Here is a 21,626-nt window from a genome sequence, read left to right on the forward strand (position 1 = left end):
TCACCTGCTATATAAAAGCAATAGGAATTCCTCTTCTGTGGTTCTTTTTGTTGTTTTTTTTCCAGTCTTGTCTCCGGCAATCAAAGACCCAATACCCGGTTCGATTGGAAAAGATGATAGACCTTTTTTTCATCGAGAATCAGAATGACAGCCTGTTACACTTAGAAGACCAGGATCTGGAATACCTGTCGGAAAATATCCGGCATGTGAGCGATATTTTCAAAGCTGGAGCACTCAGTGAATCCGGAAGAGCCGACAGCGCCGAAATTATATTGCAGGGTATCCGCCCTGAAGAGTTACAGGGCCGTGACCTCTACTACTATAATGGTATCATGGCATTAACCCAATTCCGCCTGAATCAGCTTCAGGAATCTTTTCAGACAGCCTCTGCATTTGTGGGAAGTAAAGTGTACGATATAAGATGCCATGCCCTGATTGAACGTGTGATGGCAAGGATCATGTACTATTACGAAAATTATGAGCATGCCATCGGTTTACTTCACCAATCGGAAGAACATTACCGTGAGGCCGGATTAGAGAAGAGTGCGGCTGTGAACCAAAAGTTCCTGGCAAGCTTTTATGCAGAATTGGGCTCATTCGATGAAGCCACAAAAAAAATCAAAGAGGCAGAAACAACGTTGAAGAAGTACGATGATAACGAAGAGCTCTACTACCTCTATATTGTGGGGATTAAAACCTATCTGAATCTACAGCAGACAGACAGTGCGCAATACTACGCAAAACTGGCCATGGAGACCGCAGACTTTACCCATGACCAGCAAAAGCAGGCCTCCATCTATAATTATTTGGGAACGATTGAGAGTTTGCAGGAAAATTATCTTATGGCCATCAGATCATTTGAAAAAGTGATCCGGATAGATGATAATTTCTTCGGATCCGAAAGACAAAAATCGATAGCCCTCATTGGCCTGGCTTCTGTTTACAATAAGCTCAACAGGTACGAAGAAGCAAAAAAATATGCCATGCAGGCAATTGAGACCATCAAAGATGACAGATGGGAAAATTTACAGCATGATGCCTACAGCGAATTATCGACTGCTTTTCTGCCAACCGATCAGGTGAAAGCGCAGGTTTTTCTTGATTCAGCCCAAGTCAGCGGGAATAAATACCACCAATTATCGGCAAAAGGAATTGTAGACTTCACGGAAAAACAAATAGAACTGGACAAGGCCGCCCGTGAAATAAATCAACTGCAGAGGGTCAAAAGAAAAAACCGGATCATATTTCATACTGCTCTTGTCTTCCTGATAGTAGTCAATATCACATTTATCCTGATCAGCAATATGAGAAAAAGGGTAAAAAACAAAAAACCGCACTACTCCCTCGAATCAAAAGAGTCTTTCCTCTTCAATGATTTTAAAGCCTGGTTAGAAGACGGTAAAAGATATCTGCAACCCGATCTCGATTTAAGCAGGGTTGCTTCGGAGATGGGTACGAACCGCAGCTATCTCTCTAAAGCTATCAACTCACAAGGTTTAAGATTCACGGAAATTATCAACAAGTATCGGATTCAAGAAGCAATAAGTATTTTCGAAAATAAAAATGACCATAGGAATAATCATCCCATAAACGAATTAGCGCTCTCAGTTGGTTTTAATACTAAATCCGTATTTTTTAATTCCTTTCGGAAGGAAACAGGAATGACACCCCGTCAATTCAAAGAAAAAATCCAGCACACAAAGATCCCCGATAATGAAAATATCCAAAAAGATGAATCAGAGACGACATAAATATCATGCCAGCGAATTTTGAATACTTTAAACTTGCAAGACTATGATCGATAATTTTCACATTTTCTTCGCTACCGGGGGTTTTTGGACCACACTAGTACTCTCTTTGGTATTTACCTTCAGCGCAACGCCACATAGCAAGTTCTTGCATAATTACAACAAAGCTAGATATATTATGGCTTTTATCTATTTACTATTCACGGCTTTCAGCTTGTTTATAATAACCGGTAAATTACAAAAGCTGGATCTTCTTTCTCTCAAGATATTCGTCCTCATTTTTTTCTCTTTCCAACTGTTTCTCTTCACACATGTAAGTCTAACCCTGATCAATTATAGGTATTTATCATTCAAATTATTGATGTACCAGCTGATTCCGGTATTTATCCTGGGTCTCCTCAGTATATTATCGAATCTTTTAAATTGGGAAGAAAAAATTGTCAATATAATCTTTTACAGTCTGTTATTATTCTTTGTAATTTCCCTCCTCATCATTACTCAATTATTCTTTAACCACTACGGGAAATACCGGAAAAGAGTGGACAATTATTTTACCGGAATTGGAACCGACAGCCTGAAATGGATACAAACCTCCCATCTGTTCATACTAATTTCCGGCATAACTGTTATAATTGCCATCTTTACCACACTGAAAATTATAATACCGTTTTACATATTTGCCATTCTCTTTTATATTGGTTATGCCGTTCACTTTCTCAATTACAAAAATATTTTTAATATTATGGTACCAGTACTGAGGGAAGAGGAGGAAAAACCGATAAAGTCATCTGAGATCACATTCTCCCAGATAGGAAAAGCAGTAGGAAAATGGGAACAACAAAAGCTATTCACAAATCCGAAAATTACCATTACTAAGGTAGCGGCACAGGTCTCCACCAACAGGTCATATCTGTCGCAATACATCAACAGGTCAAAACAAAAAACTTTCAATGAATGGATCAACGAGTTACGTATTGAGGAGGCAAAAAAATTGATGGCAAACAATAAAAATATGACTATTGAAGAGGTAAGCGAAAAGGTGGGGTATACTGACAAAAGTTATTTTAGTAAATGCTTTGCAAGATATATAGGAATAACAGCTTCACAATGGAAAGAAAAACACCTGTGATTAACCCGATTATCTAAATGAAGGGCGATTGTCTGTTTTTATCAAAAAAAATAGGAAATCGTCTATTTTTTAATTGTGGTAAAATCAGCAATAAAGTTTTGCTGTCTTTACCACCTATTAAGAGCTCTCTTTTTTTACTTTAGCAGACAATTTTATTGCGTATTTCAGATAGACATTAAAATATATAATTGTCTATATATTTTTTTGCCATATATGTCTGTTTTATATAAGAATGCTGTCTTTTTTTAAATATATGGTATTGAAAAATATTAAATAACCGAAGAACTCTTCACATATGCTTATGCAACAGAAAAAACAGATCATGGATTTGAACTCACAAAAATGGTTTATTTTTGTGTCCTGTCTTATTTTACTTGCATGTAGCCCGGGAAATAAGAACAATATGGGATCAACCCCAGATAACTCTTTCGTAGATAAAAATCATAATTCGATAGACTCATTACTAAACAGGATTTCAAACGATACCATTGCCCTTTTTAATTACCTTTCGTTAGCACAGTCCTCCCGGGACTGTTATGCCGAGATGAAAACCTATCGTCAACTGGGCTTATATTATCTGAATAGCTATACTTATTTAAAAGCGATACAATACCATATATATTACTTGAACACGGCAGAAGAGTACAGCGACCCAATCCGGGAAATAGAGGCGCTAAACACACTGGCTTATGATTATAAAGCTATTTGCATGTTGGGTGAATCGTCTGAATATTATTTTAAGGCGCTATCGCTACTAAATAAATTACCAAAAAACAACAATAAAGAAATTCTATCGGAAAAAGCAAAAACACTAAACGGATTGGGAAATATTTATTTAAGAATCAATCAACCGGATGATGCCTTATTGTTTTTACAAAAATCGCTACAAATAGAGAGACAAAACAATAGCATTTTGGGACAAGCAAAGAATCTGGCAGACATCGGCTCATCTTTCGAAAGCTGGATGGAGTATGATTCAGCATACCAATATTTCGACCGGGCGCTGAAACTGTATATTGAAACCAATTCCGTATCGGGGATGTCTTCCTGCTTTGAACGTATCGGTAACCTGTATATGCTGCAAGGTAAATACGAAAGTGCTTCGGTATATATCGAAAGCGCATATAATTCTCTCCGACACACATCGGACAAATTAAACTGGCTGAACAGTTGCATTTCATTCGGAAATATTTGCATCCGAAAAGGAGACTACCTGAAAGCCGAAACCTTTCTACATAAAGGATTAAAAATATCGGATGAACTTAAATTACCTAATTATCTGGAAAAAGCCTCCATGCTCCTATCAGAATTATACAAGCAACAGGGTAATAACGCTGCAGCCCTCGAAGCTTACGAGAAGGGCGTTTCCTATGCAAAAGCATTCCGAAGTGGACGGGACATCAACCGGATCATGACACACAGACTGGCTTATGAAAAAAAATCAAATGAGACAGAGGAAATATTATTGGCAACACAACTTGAAAATATTGGGAGAAATAAAACAAAAGCTACACACCGTACTCTATCGATTTTTATTGCTTTAACCGGTTTCATCATCATTCTAGTCCAATTGTTCCAAATAAAGAAACAAAAGGTTGAGGCTTATCCTTGCCAGGAAAAGATAAAATCGGATTTTTACGCTAATATTGCACACAAGTTAAAAACACCTGTCACCATTATTACCGGATTAACCCAGAGACTTATAAATAATCTGGATACAAATGATCTTCACAAAAATTCAATAAACCTGGATATACTCGTCCGTCAGTCACAGGATCTCCTTTCATTGATAGACAGCATGTTACCTGAAACAAACATGCAGAAACGGATAAAATCCGACATAACAACATGCGAAAACGGATATTCTCTAACCACACACAATACCATTACTTACAGTAAGGAACCCGAAAATAATATTGAAAAGTGCTGCATTTCAAAAGAAAACCCGACGGTACTCATAGTGGAAAATGACAAAGATATGACTTCTTACCTCTTTTCTATCCTGCAGGAAAACTACTGTATCGTTACAGTAGACAACGGAAGGGGAGCCGCTCAAAAAGCAGCTGAAACCATGCCCAATATTATTATTTCAAACATCACGATGCCCGGTATGAACGGCTATGATTTATGTAGAGAGATTAAAAATTCGGATACCATCGCACACATACCGGTTATCCTACTCTCTGCTTGCGATTCTAAAGAAGATCGTATAAAAGGATTCCGGTGCGGAGCTGATGCATTTCTGTCCAAGCCGGTCTTTGAAGAGGAGTTGTTGGCGGTGATCAATCAACTACTGGATGCACGGAAGTTGATGTGGAGTAAATACGCGCTCACCGCGATAAACACAGGAAAAGGCATAGAACACAACATCGTAAAAAAGAATACTGCTGTAGAGTTCCTCAAACAAATTACCAACTTGATCTATAAAGAAATTGACAATACGCAAAATATCATTGAAATAATATCCGATAAAATCTGCCTGAGCTCTTCTCAATTGAACCGTAAGATAAAAGCGGCTACCGGGATGACAACCTCCAACTACATTTTGAAAGTAAGATTGAATAAAGCCGCACAACTCCTCTCCAGATCCCAGAAACCAATTGGTGAAATTGCCATGAACTGCGGTTTTAATGATTTCGCTTACTTCTCCCGATCGTTCAAAAAAGAGTTTGGAATGACGCCCACCTCTTTCCAACGTCTTCCCCACTCTATAAATTAGTCCGGAAATGTCTATGTCACAAGGAAATACTTTATAGTGACCACGACAGTCCTATCTCCTTTTTTCCACTATCAGAATTGACCTAATAGTTAATTAATAATCAATAACATAACAGTGATGTATTGCATTTTGAGTTATAATTTAACTAATGTTAAAGCTTACTGAATTATAAATATTGCATTTTAAAGACAAACAAATATCGAAAATATGCCATTATTTTGCTGAAAATAAAAAACAATATGAAGAAATTCTTTCAACCCGAACTTCACTACTGGACGTGTGAATCGTTCAACGGCCACTTCTTCGGACTTCATGCGTTAGCAGGTGAATACAACATCGACTGAGTCTTGGGGCGGGTTATGCCTACCTCACTGATGATAAATACCCATGTATAAAAGGATCTTTCCGATTTTTTTCAGAAAAAACGGAAAGTATCCTGAAAAAATAAAAATAAATAAAGAAGAGTTTGATCTTTCTAAACATTTGTTAATCACAGCAATTGGCGTCGATATTACTATCGGCGCCTTTTTCTTTTTTATCTTGTCCAAATCAAAATATTTTTATTATATTGCAGTCGCAATGCAACGTGATTGGCCTGCACAATACCTGCATAAGATGTGCCGGCGGTTAGATAACAGAACCTACCAGTGTAGGGTACGGATCGTCTCTTCCTAATGTCTGTAACGATCTGCAAGAGGCGAAGTGAAATTAAATAATCATACTGAAAAATCATGAACACAAGCAAACCTTCAACCGGAACGGGACACTATATCCACCTGTTCCCCATTGTAATGATCCTGCCCAGTATGATCGCCTGTTTTGCTTATGCCAATATATCGCAGAGCTACTGGGATCTCTTTGGGTTACTGATTATCATTGCTTTTGCTTCCATGTTGCTAGGCGGGTTGTTGGGTTTTCTGTTTGCCATTCCAAAACTGAACAAAAACTACAACCCTCACGAAGATTATGACAGAAGTACAAAGTACATGCCGAATACCAACCTGGAAGATGTGTCGGACTGGCTCACCAAGATAATTATCGGGGTTACCCTTACGCAATTGGGCAGGATACCCGGGTACCTGCAAAGTATGGCCGATTATCTTATTGACAACAGTAACTTGATGTTACAGGTGGATTCAGCCAGACCGCTTCTGATTGCACTGATCATCTACTCTTTCGTTGCCGGATTTATTATCGGTTATTCCTACACAAGAATTTACCTCCCGAATCTATTCTCTATCATGGAGGAGAACAGGAAACAAAAGGCTGAGATCGCTCTATGGAAGGAAGAGGTCCGGAAAAAAGAAGAACAATTATGCAACCACCCAAACTCGGAAGACAAACCTTCCTGAAAGACAATATTGCCCCGGCCGCGTCCAATACCCCCCGTTATACCGGCCGCTATTTCCTGATCCTCGATAAAAACAGTAATGAGGTACTGGAAACCATTCGTCTGCTTGAAAAAAGATGGGGATTATCCGTAGCCACCACTGCCGATTTTATTACCATGCCGCCGAATGAAAATCTATTAAAAGATGCCGATGCCCTCGTATTCAATGAGCTGGGCATTGCGCTGGTCGGTGTGGAAGAAGATAAGGTAGTCCAGATGAAATTATCGGGAAGTGGTTTTATGGTTGTACCAGAGAAAGTGGTATATATTCCGGATGAAGTATCTGCAGATAACGATATCAATAACGGGGCAACCTGGGGAATAGACATTACCAAAGTGCTCCATTCGCCATACACAGGCGCAGCAGTCAAGGTAGCGGTATTGGATACCGGATTCGACACCACTCATCCCGATTTTAAAGAACGGGAGATCACAACCACTTCGTTTGTTCCCGATGAGCCGGTCGATGATCTCCACGGACATGGTACCCATTGCATCGGTACGGCATGCGGATCGGTCAATGAACAAGGAACACGTTACGGAGTGGCGAGCGATGCACATATCTATGTGGGAAAAGTTCTAAGCAACCAGGGGAGCGGCGCCCAGTCGTGGATACTGAACGGCATGGCCTGGGCAGCCAATAATGGTTGCAAGGTATTATCCATGTCCCTCGGCTCCCCCGTATCGGAAGGCGAGAGTTACGATATAGCCTATGAACGGGCTGCCCAGTTCGCTCTATCTAAAGGAGCGCTCATTATGGCTGCAGCGGGTAACGACAGTCAACGGTCAAAAGGTCTATTCAGTCCAGTGTCAAGCCCTGCCGATTGTCCGTCTATCCTTGCCGTAGCCGCAGTAGACTCGGAACTCCAGGTCGGTGATTTCTCAAATCGCGCTATTAACCCTTCGGGGTTGGTCGATATTGCTGCACCGGGAGTCAATGTCTACTCTTCCTGGTCCATGCCTGCAAGATATCGTACCATCTCAGGCACCAGTATGGCTACTCCTTATGTAGCCGGAATTGCAGCCCTCTTCTTCGAGAAATATCCGGATGCAACTCCTGCGATGATTGAAGAAGAATTGAGGAAAAATGCCCGAGCACTCCCTTTACCGCCCGAAGATGTGGGTGTAGGACTCTCCATAGCCCCTAAATAAAAGAATATGCGACAGATCATAATTACCATATCTGAGATCTACTTAGACAAGCTGACCATTGTAGCGGAACAACTTCATAGGGAAGGGTTAATCATAACCCATCTCTATGAGTTCGGGGTAATCATTGGTGCAGCAGAGGAGGAAGTCATCCCTAAAATACGCAATTACAAAGAAGTGACATCTCTGGTAGAAGACAAACAAATAAGCATTCCTCCCCCCGATTCGGAGATCCAATAATGAATATAAAATGCTCCCGTAATTACACAACTTGAATGGTTTAAAAAGAAAAAACCCGCTAAATAGCGGGCTTTTCCTTTTGGTTGTGATCCGCCTGGGGCTCGAACCCAGGACCCCATCCTTAAAAGGGATGTGCTCTACCTGCTGAGCTAGCGAATCGACCTAGTGCTTTCTTGCAAAAGCGAGTGCAAAGATAAAATCTTTATTTTAATTATGCAACCCTAAAAGCCATAAAAAACCGGATTTTTTCTCCTGTTTCAGCTAAATCACTAGGATCGAAACGGTTTCTTAGCAAAGTTTTTTTATTTTCACGTTCGATCCGGAGGTAGTATTTGGAAATTGGGAAATCACCTTCCCACTTTCCCACTTTCCCACTTTCCCACTTTTCAATACCGATAGTGTTCCGGTTTAAACGGCCCTTCTACCGGCACACCGATATAATCAGCCTGTTTCTGCGTAAGGGTCGTCAGTTTGACACCAATCCTATCAAGATGCAGCCTGGCCACTTCTTCATCCAGATGTTTTGGTAAACGGTAGACACCTACCTCATAATTATTCTTCCAGAGGTCGATCTGCGCCAGCGTTTGATTAGTGAACGAATTACTCATCACGAATGAGGGGTGACCGGTAGCACAGCCCAGATTCACCAGACGGCCTTCAGCCAGCAAAAATATCGAATTACCTCCAGGGAAAGTGTACTTATCTACCTGCGGCTTGATATTCAGGTGCTCAATTCCGGGGAAATTCACCAGGCGGTCAACCTGTATTTCATTGTCGAAATGGCCGATATTGCACACGATCGCCTGGTCTTTCATCTGTTGCATATGTTCGATGGTGACCACATCACGGTTTCCGGTAGTCGTTACAAAGATATTGCCTTCTTTTACTGCTTCCTCCATTGTGGTAACCTCAAATCCTTCCATGGCTGCCTGTAACGCACAAATAGGATCGATCTCGGTAACGATCACTCGTGCTCCGTAACTACGCATCGAATGGGCACAACCCTTACCAACATCACCATATCCCAATACGACTACCACCTTGCCAGCAATCATCACGTCAGTAGCACGTTTAATACCGTCTGCCAATGATTCCCGACAACCATAGAGGTTATCAAACTTCGATTTGGTTACCGAGTCGTTCACGTTGATAGCAGGCACCAATAATTCGCCTCTCTCCATCATCTGATACAAACGATGCACACCTGTGGTAGTCTCTTCAGAGATTCCTTTCATCCCGGCGATTGTTTTATGCCAACGCTGGCCGTCTTCTTTCAATATACGGTGCAATGTATCAAGGATAGCCTGTTCTTCACGATTAGCCCCCTTTCTGTCGATAACAGACGAATCGTTTTCAGCCTGATATCCCATATGTACCAGTAACGATGCATCACCACCATCATCGACGATCAGATTGGGACCTCTCCCTTCGGGAAAACGCAAGGCCATCTCGGTACACCACCAGTACTCTTCCAACGTCTCTCCTTTCCATGCAAATACGGGAATACCTGCAGCAGCAATGGCCGCAGCAGCATGATCCTGTGTGGAAAAAATATTACAACTGGCCCAACGTACATCTGCACCTAGTTCCACCAGCGTCTCTATCAATACGGCCGTCTGGATGGTCATATGCAACGACCCCATTACACGTGCACCTTTCAATGGTTTCTCGGAAGCATATTTCTTCCGTATCGCCATTAAACCGGGCATTTCATGCTCGGCTATCTCTATTTCTTTCCTTCCAAAATCGGCCAGCGAAATATCTGCTACCTTATATGGAAGATCCGGTGAGAAATTCATATCCATTTTGTATTCTATTTTGATTTATCGATTTTTAAGTCTGCAAAGTTACGAAATTTATGAAATGTTTCTACCTTTGGGAGAATGAAAGGATGAGAATTGATCCCGATCTCTCGGGAAATAGTGATAATTATCGATTTTCTTTAATTTGAAATGAATGCATGAAGGTTATCTATTCCAACTTCTTACCGGTAAAGGGATTCAGGGCGATCAACCTTTTCGGGGTTGTCTTTGCGAGAAAAGAAGAACCGGGATTGGATGAGTGCATTCTCACGCATGAATCCGTACATACCCGGCAGATGGTAGAACTGCTGGTGATCGGATTTTATATCTGGTATGTAATGGAATGGATCCTCAGATGGATTCGCTATAAAGACAGATACACAGCATACAGGAATATCTGTTTCGAGCGTGAAGCATATGATAATGACACCGACCCACTCTACCTGAAACAAAGGAGGCGGTATGCTTTTATAAAATATCTTTAAAAAATCAAGGAGTAATTAGAACAATGAGGAGAACATACCTGCTGTTTCTGTTTACCCTCATTCTTGTCACTGCATGCGGACAGGGTAAACAAAAAGAATCGGCTATTACAAAAAACAAAAATGAGATTATGGACTATAATACACTGACTCACGAAGAAGAGAGAGTGATCATCCACAAGGGTACGGAACGTCCTTTTACGGGTGAATATTTGAATAATAAAGTGGCAGGGACATATTATTGTAAGCGATGTGACGCCCCACTCTACCATTCGGAAGATAAATTCGAGTCGGATTGCGGATGGCCTTCTTTCGATGATGAGATAGAGGGTGCTGTAAAACGTATACGCGATGCCGACGGACGCCGCACAGAGATTATCTGTAACAGTTGTGGAGCACACCTGGGACACGTCTTCCTGGGTGAAGGATTCACTCCCAGGCAGACACGCCACTGTGTGAACTCCATCTCGCTGAAATTTGTCCCTGCGCAAAAGGAAGGCCTCACTACTGCTTATTTCGCCTCGGGATGCTTCTGGGGAACGGAATATTTTTTTATGAAAGCGGCGGGAGTGAAGCAGACGGCTGTAGGATTTATGGGTGGTCATGTGGAAAACCCCACTTATCAGCAGGTGTGTCAGAAGAATACCGGGCATCTGGAGACGACTGAAGTGATTTTCGATCCTGCTGAGACGTCCTATGAAGAGATGGTGAAGCTCTTTTTTGAAACACATGACTTCACGCAGACCAACGGACAGGGACCGGACATAGGACCACAATATCTCTCATGCATTTTCTATTCAGATCCCGGCGAAAAAGAGATCGCGCAAAAGTATATTGATATATTGACAGAGAAGGGATACCGGGTGGCCACCATGCTGAAACCGGCTTCCACTTTCTGGAGAGCCGAGGACTACCATCAACAGTATTACGAATACAAAGGTACCCTGCCCTACTGTCATAAGTATACTAAAATCTTCTGACAAAAACGGATGCTTTTCTAACGATAAAAAACCGGAAGATTTGAAAACAATCCAAACTTTCATACGTTTTATTATTGTCGTTTAAATAGAAATGTCTAATTAAAAAAGAAAAATTATGAAAGCATTACGTTTATTATCCGTAGTGACACTCATCCTTGCACTTGGAGTGGGTGTAACATCATGTAATCAGGTAAAGGATGCGGACATTCAATCCGCAGCACAAGAGTTGCTCGATGCAAATCCCGAACTGGCAGGTGTCACGGTAACAGTGCAAAATAAAGTTGCCACGCTGACCGGAACTGTGAGCGATGACGCGGCCAAAGCTTATGCCGAAAGTGTGGTAGCAGGTGCACAGAACGTGACGTCGGTTGTCAATCAATTGGAAGTAGTTCCGCCGGCACCTGATTATAGTGAACTTGATGCCGCTATCAATGCAGCGCTCCCCGATGCGCTTAAAGACCATGGCACTGTAACTGCTACCGTACAAGACGGTGTCATTACGCTAAACGGTGAAATCAGGGAAAGCGATCTGCAGGTGCTGATAGAAAAGGTGAATGCACTGAGCCCGGTACAGGTAGTAAATAACTTAACCGTTAAATAGTGTACACAATGGCTTTAACAGACAAGTACAAAGAGTTGGTTGATCTGGCCAGATCGAATAATCTTTTGGTTAGCGAATCGGGAAATGTGCTGAAAGTGGAAGGTACTGTCCCCAGCGCCGATGTGAAAGACAAATTGTGGGAAATCTATAAACGGATCGACCCCCACTTCAAGAGTAACGATCTGGTATTGAATGTAAAGACTGCCATTAGTGACGGCGGCAAAGTAAGGGTCATAACCCAGGAGAGCCGTCTGAACATCCGCAAAGGACCCGGAACGGATCAGCCTATCGTGGGAAAAGCCGAAAAGGGAGCTATTATCACACTTATCAGTAAAGCGAACGACCAATGGTGGTTGGTGCGTGATAACGACGGTGAAGAGGGTTATTGCTACTCGCAATACCTTGAGCCGGTACAGTAATGATAAAGACAAAAACCGGAGGCCGTCTCAAATTGAAGTTAACTTCAGAGAGACGGCCTCTTTTTTGACCGGTTTTGGGTGAATATCCCTAAAGGAAAGAGTCTTGTTGGCACCACTTATTCTTACCCCACTGGTTAGCATTTGAGAAATCACTCAAACAAAATGTAAGTTGTCTCCTCCGGAGAACTACCTGCTATATAAACAGATGGACAGAATTTTTATTTAGTTATTAGTGACATTCAACGTTATAACACTATAATCTCCCACTCCACAGTTATTGGTAGCTCTGCATACAAGTTGGTATGTTCCGGCATCATAAAAAGCAATATATACAAAACGACCTGAAGGATAAACCGAATTCCGACCCTGGGGATTGAGTATCCACTCGTAGTTTGTCGGGATTGGTGCTCCATGAGGAAGAATAGCTTCATATCCTGCTTCCTGTCCATTCGGAGGGCTTTGCGGCCCTGCAATCCATTGTATTGCTGGTGCCCCAAAATATACATTCAAGGGGTTTAAATTAATAGTGCGGTTGCTGTACACGATTTTGCATTCAATCATATCCGCTCCGTTCCTTACTTTTCTATAGACAGCGATATCAGTACCCTGACCCGAAACCAATGTCAGATTACTGTTATTTGTACCCCACTGCACCGTAAATCCCGACGGAAGCCTATTAAAATTTCCAATAGTATAAGAACCTTCATTACAGGGTGCCGGGGGACCGGAGATAGGGAGATTGACTTTAAAATATCTCCTGCTGCTTAAATTGTATGGACATTTATCGCGTGGGTGTATATACCGGCCCCACGGTCCCCATTTCGACTCATATAAGCCGGAAGGTAACCTAATGGCAGAATGGTCACATTGATTTACCCATTTTTTAAGAGTATGGCTCCATGTCCAACAAGAGCCAAACCATACCTTCGTAGCCTGATATTCCGGAACTTCTATATAACTCCCATCTGTCCAGTATCTGGTTATATTGGTGGGGCCGGGAAGGGTTGTATTTGGATCTTTTTCATTAAAGATGAGTCCGTCAAGTATCGTGAACATATTTATCCACATAGTATTGCCTCCTTCCGACATGTTCCATGCAAAGGAATGACAATTATATGTTGCCGTAGCGTTTCCTGTCTTTATCACTTGTCCATTGCCATGGGCGTTCACCCATGCATCTGCTTCATGTTCCCAAAGCGCTAAATCAGAACTGCTCCCTTCCCCTCTATAGAACCCATCAATCGGAGTCCCGAATGGTGTATAGGTTTGAGCAAACACACCTATGCTAATCAGGTGTATTATAATTATGTAAATAAGTCTTCTCATATTATTCTCTTTATTTCGATAAATAGCTTGATACTTCCTTTATAAGGAATTGATTGAATTCTTCATTATGAGTTAATTCGAAGGGATCAATCAAATTATATTTGGTGCAATAACCGCATATTCTATCCAGCACTTCAGATGCATTTTCATATTGCAGGATGGATAAGATCAATACTATGCCTGATTTTCGGGCATTTACAGGAGCAGTATATTCCTGACCAAATTTTTTCCTGTGCTTACCAACTGCCATAGACAGCAAGTCCCTTCGCAAACGGGAGTCCATCTTATCCAACTCCGAATGCAAGGAAAAGACATATTCGATTGCGCTAATTTCTTCATCGGTATAATCCGGATATGACATATAACTGGGTTGATAGCCTCCATTGCCTATCGGTTCATAGTAAGCTATTTTTTCTTCCAACTCCAGTTTGATAAAATCATCCCGGTAACATCGTTGCGTTAAAGGAATATTCTCGCACATAAAAGAGAAATGATCATCTAAATAAGTTGACAATTCAGTCGTAAAATCAAACAGCAACTGATCGTTATGGCAAGTCGGCAGATCCTCCGAGTCCATTTCACAACCTACAAAAAGGAACATAAAAATAACTGTGTAAATGTAATGTAACTTCTTCATTGTTTCAAAAAGTTTTCAGATTCAACAATAATTTCATCCAGCACTGATTTATCATGATATAAGGCTCTTCTTTTTAGACTTCTCCGGCCAATATCTTCTGAAACTCTACCATCACTTTCTAAAATGGATAGGCATAAATGAGCTACAGGTGATAAAGACCATAAAGAATAGACATCGGGAAACTGTTCCTTGCTTCTATATTTTGTAATGCCTTCCCGCAGCAAAAGACGCTCGTCTTCATCACCCAATAAAGAGACAATAGGATTCGTCGCCATCAACATCTCGATACGGGTAAATTGAAAACTGAATAACCCCTTGTCTAAATCTGTACTTAGCCGGCTAACGTCAAGAGGATTCATCTCCAAATATACCTTTATCAACTCTTTCGCCGCATCTTTTCTTGAAAAGAGCTCTTCAAAACCATTAAAGAGATCCAATACATGGGCAAACCCGGTTTGAGGATCATTAAAGGCATAAATCAATCCCCACTCCGGATAATCCAAGCATATTTTAACCAGATCATCAGTGGAAATTTCTTTTATCAAACTTTCCGGAATATTATATGCCTCGTATTGTTGCTCAATCGTCTCAAGACTCTTCCATTCTTCAGTTCCCGGTTTCACGGGAAAATCCCAAATCGCTGCTCCGGCCTGTCGAGTCGTCACCTGTTGACTCGGCTGCTCTTCTGAAGGAAGCTTCAATTTGGCATCTTCGCATCCAATCCCTACTATCAACATGAATAAGGAGATCATGAAAAGAAATAAAATTATTTTTGTTCGTAAATTCAATTAGTAAATGCAACTAAATATCATTTATTAATGGTCAAAAAGATTCCCAAGGGAACGCGTTCCCTTGGGAAAGTTGGCCAAAATGTTTATAATAGTTGTATTATGAAAAAATTTAAACAATTGACCGTAGAGCGAAGATACCAAATATCAGCTCTACTTCAAAGGGGAAGTACACAAAAACAGATTGCAGGGATTGTAGGAGTATCGGAATCAACCATAAGTCGGGAGTTGTCCCGCAATAAAGCCAAGCGTGGGAAGTATTCTGCGGCTCGCGCTCAAATGCTTGCCGATGAACGCAAGGAACGCTTCAAGCGCAAGCGTAGCTTCAGTTCATCCATGCAGCGGTTCATTGACAAAAAACTACGGGAAGAACAGTGGTCTCCCGAACAGATTAACGGCTATTGCAAAGTCAACGGCATTGAGATGGTAAGCGTGGAAAGGATTTATCAGCACATTCGCAAAGACAAGGCGCAAGGAGGAGATTTATACACTTTCTTACGCCACAAGCTCAAGCACAGAAGACGCCCGGTATCGGATACCCGGGTACACATTAAAGACAGGGTGGGGATTGAACACCGACCGGCAATCGTAGACCAGAAAAAACGATTTGGAGATTTGGAAATCGATACCGTAATCGGCAAAGACGGCAAGGGTGCCATCTTAACCATCGTGGAGCGAACCAAGGCGTTTGTGCTAATGGAAAAATTGGAAAAGGGGAAGAATGCCGAGGCAGTAAAGGAGACTGTCATCCGTCTGTTAATGCCTTATAAAGGAAAGATTCACACCATAACATCCGATAACGGCAAGGAGTTTGCAGAACACAAAGCCATTGCAAGCGCTTTGGATATTGATTTTTACTTTGCCAATCCATACAGTTCCTGGGAAAGAGGATTGAACGAATACACCAATAAACTCGTACGCCAATACATCCCGAAAGGAACTGACTTTAATGATGTTAATAGTGAAAAAGTGAAGGAGATACAATACAAATTAAACCGAAGACCAAGAAAAAAATTGAACTATAAAACACCGGCTCAATTATTTTTTGCATCTTTGGAAAATAAAATTGCATTTGCGAGTTGAATCTACGGTTTTCATTTGTTTGATTTTAAGTTAATGATAATTCAAAAAACTCTTTACCGCCTGCAAAGCATGCTTACAAGCGGCATCTACAGCCTGGCGGAATATCTGGTTTCATTTTCGGTTAATTTTACAGTAAAGGTCATTAGTGTCCCATTAAAATTGGGACGTTATTAAAAATCAAATAAACTTGGCCCATTGAGGTCACATCGTTCTTTGTCATATTGAAAAATAGTTTTGTTAAAGAGGTCTTTTAGATGAGTTCTATCCGTCAGTGAAATGCTTAAAATTTGGAGAACTTCATATGTGCTTCTATCAAGTTGCATATCATGTTGAACAATCGCAACTAAACAATAAGTACACATGGCGGCATAGATTTGTATTCTTACCGCATTCTCTGTTGTTCCCCAAAACTTTTTGATTTTGAGGTGTTGCTTTAACCATTTGAAGAAAAGTTCCACTTGCCAACGATTCCTGTAAAGTTCGGCGACTTGAAGAGCCGAAATATGCATTGCATTGGTTAAGAATACAAATTCACGTTCTTGCTCTTCATCCCAATATCTGACCAGGCGAAGTTGCCTGGGATAATATTGCTTGGGATAAAAGCCGGTCAATTCGATAATCGTATCCGAAAGGACATTCTCAGGCAACCTGCGTTTCCATCTAATGGATTTGTATTGAAGATTCTTCTTTGCCCTGACAACAAAGTATGCTTCTATTTGATGAATCCTATACAACATCTTAAAATTGTTGTATGCGCGGTCAAATATGTAATAGGAGCCAGGTTCATAAGGAATCTCTTTCATTGCCTTTGAGTCGTGTACGGAAGCTTCGGTAATATGGAAGAATGTTGGTATCTGTGTTTCCACATCATATAGCGTATGTATCTTGATGCCCCCTTTCTTCTTACGAAATTTTGCCCACCAGAAGACTGCAAGGCATAAATCGATCGTTGTTGAATCGAAAGCATAGATATTTCCGCCAAGTTTGAAGATGTCTGATTTTCGTTTTTGTCGGGCTTCACTTACCAGGAAGTAGGCATACTCTTCAAAAATGTGATAATCCCTATCTTGATTGGCTCTTGCCAAAGATGATTTTGACACATTCTTGCCCATTCCTAGGTGATAGCATTTGGAGTGATGCGCATCAAGGGCAACTATCAAATCTCTCAGGCTTTCACGATTAGCGAGTTGGCCAAACATCAAAGCAAGCAGTTGATTCCAGCAGGTGAAATGCTTTACATAGCGGTTCCCCTGATACTTGCTAACTATACGCCTAAACTTATCTTCATTCAAAAATGAAATTAATTGAGCAAACACATATTTCTCTTTATTCATCGCAGCCTGTTGTTATTAACTGCAAAGTTATAAATTGAAATCGTCGCGCTCGAAAAATATGCCTAACTAACTATATTTCAAATATTTCAAAGAGCAATTTGTGATTTTAATGGGACAGCAATGAGTAAAGGTAATAAATAATCACCTGTCAATCAAGACAAACAATAAAAAACACACCTCTTTATTTATAAGATGCAAAAAAACTAAAAACGTTGCACGGGGTATGGTTAAATTTTTTCGATTTCTTCCGGCCACATCTGTCCTACCCAAAGAAGGGAATGCAAATAATTTGCCGTATCGTTCAGCCCATTTTCCCTTAGACGGTCCAGGATTTCATAATATGGCAAGGGAGCGCACGGTTGGCACAAGGGTATAAAAAAAGCCCCCGAAGCATCAACTCCGGGGGCTCATGTGTAAAGGATGGCGGCTACCTACTCTCCCACAAATCATGCAGTACCATCGGCGCCATTGGGCTTAACTTCTCTGTTCGGAATGGGAAGAGGTGGATCCCCAACGCTATAACCACCTTAATATTGTAAGTTAATAATGAATAGTGAATAATGAAATTCTTCACCCTTAACCCTTAATTCATAAAATTGACATGACGAAAAACAAGAGCAATTATCCAAAAATATCCAAGATCACCTTCAAATCCTTCCGGACGCTCCAAATGCTATTTATCAAACCCTGCAGGGACCTGACAAAACAAAGCTTACGGGCAATTAGTACTGCTCGGCTACTTGCGTTACCGCCTTTACACCTGCAGCCTATCAAGGTCGTAGTCTGCAACCACCCTTAAAAGAGATCTAATCTTGAGGTAGGCTTCGCGCTTAGATGCTTTCAGCGCTTATCCCTGCCCAGACTTAGCTACCCGGCAGTGCTCCTGGCGGAACAACCGGTAAACCAGAGGTCTGTCCAACACGGTCCTCTCGTACTAGTGTCGGGGCCTCGCAAATCTCTAACGCCCACGATAGATAGAGACCGAACTGTCTCACGACGTTCTGAACCCAGCTCGCGTGCCACTTTAATGGGCGAACAGCCCAACCCTTGGGACCTTCTCCAGCCCCAGGATGTGACGAGCCGACATCGAGGTGCCAAACCATTCCGTCGATATGAGCTCTTGGGAATGATCAGCCTGTTATCCCCGGAGTACCTTTTATCCTTTGAGCGATGGCCATTCCATACTGAAACCACCGGATCACTATGCTCTAGTTTCCTACCTGATCGACTTGTAGGTCTCCCAGTCAAGCGCGCTTATGCCATTACACTCAAAAAGACGGTTACCAATCGTCTCGAGCGCACCTTTAGAAGCCTCCGTTACTTTTTTGGAGGCGACCACCCCAGTCAAACTACCCACCATACAGTGTCCTCCTTGTAAAGGAGTTAGAGGTCAAACACCCGAAGGGCCGTATTTCAACGACGGCTCCACAAATACTGGCGTACCTGCTTCATAGCCTCCGGCCTATCCTACACATCGGATGCCCAACATCAATGTAAAGCTATAGTAAAGGTTCACGGGGTCTTTTCGTCCCATCGCGGGTAATCGGCATCTTCACCGATACTACAATTTCACCGAGCTCACGGTCGAGACAGTGAGAAGATCGTTACACCATTCGTGCAGGTCGGAACTTACCCGACAAGGAATTTCGCTACCTTAGGACCGTTATAGTTACGGCCGCCGTTTACTGGGGCTTCAATTCAATGCTTCTCTTGCGATGACATCTCCTCTTAACCTTCCAGCACCGGGCAGGTGTCAGGCTATATACCGCGTCTTTCGACTTTGCATAGCCATGTGTTTTTGTTAAACAGTCGCCTTCTCCATTTCTCTGCGGCCAACATCGCTGCTGGCGTCCTTTCTCCCGAAGTTACAGGACTATTTTGCCTAGTTCCTTAACCGTGAATCACTCGAGCGCCTTAGTATTCTCAACCCAACCACCTGTGTCGGTTTGCGGTACGATTGCCATGATAATTGGCGCGTAGCGGTTTTTCTTGGCAGTCTGCTTACCCACGTTATTGGCTCACCCGAAGGCTTGCCATACTTTCAGGTTCGGCTCGAGGGGCGGATTTGCCTACCCCTCTCGACGCCTACCCCCTTCAACCCACTATTCCGTCAGTGGGCAGTGGTGTCACTCCTGCGTCCCCGCGTAGCTTATCATGACAGTAACGGAATATTAACCGTTTCTTCCATCGGAATCGCCTCTAGGCTTATCCTTAGGATCGACTAACCCTGATCCGATTAGCGTTGATCAGGAAACCTTGGTTTTTCGGCGAGGGGGTTTCTCTCCCCCTTTGTCGTTACTTATACCTACATTTGCTTTTCCATCCGCTCCAGAACACCTTGCGGTGCGCCTTCGACGCCGTGATGGAATGCTCCCCTACCAACCAGAATATGGTTCCATAGCTTCGGTAATATGCTTATGCCCGATTATTATCCACGCCCCGCCACTCGACTAGTGAGCTGTTACGCACTCTTTAAATGAATGGCTGCTTCCAAGCCAACATCCTAGCTGTCGCTGCGGCAGGACTTCGTTAAATGCAACTGAGCATATATTTCGGGACCTTAGCTGATGGTCTGAGTTGTTCCTCTCTCGGACACGGACCTTAGCACCCGCGCCCTCACTCCCGGGTATCACTTATACGCATTCGGAGTTTGGCTGGACTTGATAGGCGGCGAAGCCCTCGCATCCAATCAGTAGCTCTACCTCATATAAGTTCGTAGTCCGAGGCTGCACCTAAATGCATTTCGGGGAGTACGAGCTATCTCCAAGTTTGATTAGCCTTTCACCCCTACCCTCAGGTCATCCGAAAACTTTTCAACGTTTACCGGTGCGGTCCTCCATATTGTGTTACCAATACTTCAACCTGCCCAAGGGTAGATCACTTGGTTTCGCGTCTACTCCTGCCGACTCCACGCCCTGTGAAGACTCGCTTTCGCTGCGGCTGCATACATCCTTGTATTTAACCTTGCCGGCAAGAGTAACTCGTAGGTTCATTATGCAAAAGGCACGCCGTCATCCCGATGAATCGGGACTCCGACCGCTTGCAGGCACATGGTTTCAGGGTCTATTTCACTCCTCTGTTCGAGGTTCTTTTCACCTTTCCCTCACGGTACTGGTTCACTATCGGTCTCCGGAGAGTATTTAGCCTTGGCGGATGGTCCCGCCGGTTTCACGCAGGATTACTCGTGTCCCGCGCTACTCAGGATACCGGTAGGCTTCGTCAGGGATACGTGTACGGGATTTTCACCCTCTTTGATCCAACTTTCCAGATGGTTCCACTTCCTTGATGTCTTGCCATGTCCCGGTCCTACAACCCCGTACCTGCCGAGACAGGTACGGTTTGGGCTGCTCCCGTTTCGCTCGCCACTACTCCGGGAATCACTTTTGTTTTCTTCTCCTATGGGTACTTAGATGTTTCAGTTCCCCACGTTCGCCTTCCACAATACAGTGGAATGGTACGCTCTTCGCGTACCGGGTTGCCCCATTCGGATATCCGCGGATCGATTCGTATTTGCCAATCCCCGCGGCTTTTCGCAGCTTATCACGTCCTTCATCGCCTTCCAGAGCCCAGGCATCCCCCATGTGCCCTTATTCACTTTTATTTCGCCGTCCGGTGTGCACCATCTTGCGATGATACAGCCGGGTATGATAAATATACTTTAGCGTCTTTGATTTTTTATGGATTACCTTTTTGCCATCGGGGGCAAATTTGCACTTGCCTTGGCGGTAATGCCACATTTCAATGAACTCTTTTCATTTTGTTTTTTGCTCTTGTTTTATTTCACCATGTCAAAGATCTC

General features: G+C 42.5%; 17 protein-coding genes, 1 tRNA gene and 2 rRNA genes. 12 read left to right on the forward strand and 8 right to left on the reverse strand.

From position 1 onward, the window contains the following. The first annotated feature begins 113 nt into the window (after positions 1-113). The 7 genes from PSM36_RS09345 to PSM36_RS09380 all read left to right on the forward strand — a co-directional run bounded on the left by PSM36_RS09345 (position 114) and on the right by PSM36_RS09380 (position 8,375). Positions 114-1,751, forward strand: coding sequence for a tetratricopeptide repeat protein (locus PSM36_RS09345; RefSeq protein ID WP_161947560.1), 1,638 nt, complete (start codon positions 114-116; stop codon positions 1,749-1,751). Positions 1,752-2,490: 739 nt separating this feature from the next. Then, on the forward strand, positions 2,491-2,877 hold the full coding sequence (locus tag PSM36_RS17475; RefSeq protein ID WP_161947561.1) for a helix-turn-helix domain-containing protein: 387 nt from the start codon (positions 2,491-2,493) through the stop codon (positions 2,875-2,877). A gap of 403 nt (positions 2,878-3,280) precedes the next feature. After that, positions 3,281-5,596 (forward strand): hybrid sensor histidine kinase/response regulator transcription factor, encoded by a 2,316-nt coding sequence (locus tag PSM36_RS09355; protein ID WP_161947562.1) that lies wholly within the window; start codon positions 3,281-3,283, stop codon positions 5,594-5,596. A 239-nt stretch (positions 5,597-5,835) separates the two neighbouring features. Beyond that, the gene (locus PSM36_RS09360) at positions 5,836-5,940 is read left to right on the forward strand and encodes a DUF3575 domain-containing protein (protein WP_083710999.1); all 105 of its coding nucleotides are present in this window, start codon (positions 5,836-5,838) and stop codon (positions 5,938-5,940) included. 387 nt (positions 5,941-6,327) lie between these two features. After that, on the forward strand, positions 6,328-6,948 hold the full coding sequence (locus PSM36_RS09370) for a hypothetical protein (RefSeq protein ID WP_076930690.1): 621 nt from the start codon (positions 6,328-6,330) through the stop codon (positions 6,946-6,948). Then, the gene (locus tag PSM36_RS09375) at positions 6,912-8,138 is read left to right on the forward strand and encodes a S8 family peptidase (RefSeq protein ID WP_154670998.1); all 1,227 of its coding nucleotides are present in this window, start codon (positions 6,912-6,914) and stop codon (positions 8,136-8,138) included. The genes PSM36_RS09370 and PSM36_RS09375 overlap by 37 nt, the downstream gene beginning before the upstream one ends. Before the next feature lie 6 nt (positions 8,139-8,144). Continuing rightward, positions 8,145-8,375 carry a hypothetical protein gene (locus tag PSM36_RS09380; RefSeq protein ID WP_076930691.1) on the forward strand — a complete coding sequence of 77 codons (231 nt, stop codon included), beginning with the start codon at positions 8,145-8,147 and terminating at the stop codon, positions 8,373-8,375. 86 nt (positions 8,376-8,461) lie between these two features. Here the strand turns inward: PSM36_RS09380 and PSM36_RS09385 are convergent. Further along, positions 8,462-8,534 (reverse strand) — tRNA-Lys (locus tag PSM36_RS09385). 227 nt (positions 8,535-8,761) lie between these two features. Beyond that, positions 8,762-10,180, reverse strand: coding sequence for an adenosylhomocysteinase (ahcY, locus tag PSM36_RS09390; protein WP_076930692.1), 1,419 nt, complete (start codon positions 10,178-10,180; stop codon positions 8,762-8,764). 155 nt (positions 10,181-10,335) lie between these two features. On the opposite strand from ahcY, the gene PSM36_RS09395 reads away from it, so the two are divergent. The 4 genes from PSM36_RS09395 (at position 10,336) to PSM36_RS09410 (ending at position 12,659) form a co-directional block, all read left to right on the forward strand. Next, positions 10,336-10,662, forward strand: coding sequence for a hypothetical protein (locus tag PSM36_RS09395; RefSeq protein ID WP_076930693.1), 327 nt, complete (start codon positions 10,336-10,338; stop codon positions 10,660-10,662). Positions 10,663-10,685: 23 nt separating this feature from the next. Beyond that, positions 10,686-11,639: a bifunctional methionine sulfoxide reductase B/A protein gene (locus PSM36_RS09400; RefSeq protein ID WP_173823131.1), complete on the forward strand. Its 954-nt coding sequence runs from the start codon at positions 10,686-10,688 to the stop codon at positions 11,637-11,639. A 115-nt stretch (positions 11,640-11,754) separates the two neighbouring features. Next, positions 11,755-12,240, forward strand: a complete 486-nt coding sequence (locus tag PSM36_RS09405) for a BON domain-containing protein (protein WP_076930694.1) — start codon at positions 11,755-11,757, stop codon at positions 12,238-12,240. A gap of 8 nt (positions 12,241-12,248) precedes the next feature. Then, positions 12,249-12,659 carry an SH3 domain-containing protein gene (locus tag PSM36_RS09410; RefSeq protein WP_076930695.1) on the forward strand — a complete coding sequence of 137 codons (411 nt, stop codon included), beginning with the start codon at positions 12,249-12,251 and terminating at the stop codon, positions 12,657-12,659. 222 nt (positions 12,660-12,881) lie between these two features. Here the strand turns inward: PSM36_RS09410 and PSM36_RS09415 are convergent, their stop codons facing one another. The 3 genes from PSM36_RS09415 to PSM36_RS09425 are packed head-to-tail and all read right to left on the reverse strand — an operon-like array spanning position 12,882 to position 15,374. Further along, on the reverse strand, positions 12,882-13,985 hold the full coding sequence (locus tag PSM36_RS09415) for a DUF7689 domain-containing protein (RefSeq protein ID WP_076930696.1): 1,104 nt from the start codon (positions 13,983-13,985) through the stop codon (positions 12,882-12,884). 10 nt (positions 13,986-13,995) lie between these two features. Then, entirely contained in the window at positions 13,996-14,622 is a 627-nt protein-coding gene (locus tag PSM36_RS09420; protein WP_076930697.1) for a hypothetical protein, read from the reverse strand. Beyond that, a complete protein-coding gene (locus PSM36_RS09425; protein WP_154670999.1) occupies positions 14,619-15,374 on the reverse strand; it encodes a hypothetical protein in 756 nt (251 codons plus the stop codon). Before PSM36_RS09425 ends, PSM36_RS09420 begins: the two co-directional genes overlap by 4 nt. 138 nt (positions 15,375-15,512) lie before the next feature. Here PSM36_RS09425 and PSM36_RS09430 point away from each other — a divergent pair, with 138 nt between their 5' ends. Beyond that, positions 15,513-16,493, forward strand: a complete 981-nt coding sequence (locus tag PSM36_RS09430) for an IS30 family transposase (RefSeq protein WP_076932160.1) — start codon at positions 15,513-15,515, stop codon at positions 16,491-16,493. Positions 16,494-16,663: 170 nt separating this feature from the next. Here PSM36_RS09430 and PSM36_RS09435 read toward each other — a convergent pair whose 3' ends face one another. The 3 genes from PSM36_RS09435 to PSM36_RS09445 form a co-directional block, all read right to left on the reverse strand. Then, entirely contained in the window at positions 16,664-17,827 is a 1,164-nt protein-coding gene (locus PSM36_RS09435; protein ID WP_076930699.1) for an IS4 family transposase, read from the reverse strand. 418 nt (positions 17,828-18,245) lie between these two features. Further along, positions 18,246-18,357, reverse strand: a 5S ribosomal RNA gene (gene rrf / locus PSM36_RS09440). Between the two features lie 172 nt (positions 18,358-18,529). After that, positions 18,530-21,428: ribosomal RNA gene (locus tag PSM36_RS09445) — 23S ribosomal RNA — on the reverse strand. Positions 21,429-21,626: the final 198 nt, after the last annotated feature.

Origin of the sequence: Proteiniphilum saccharofermentans (assembly GCF_900095135.1) — a bacterium.
GTDB lineage: Bacteria > Bacteroidota > Bacteroidia > Bacteroidales > Dysgonomonadaceae > Proteiniphilum > Proteiniphilum saccharofermentans.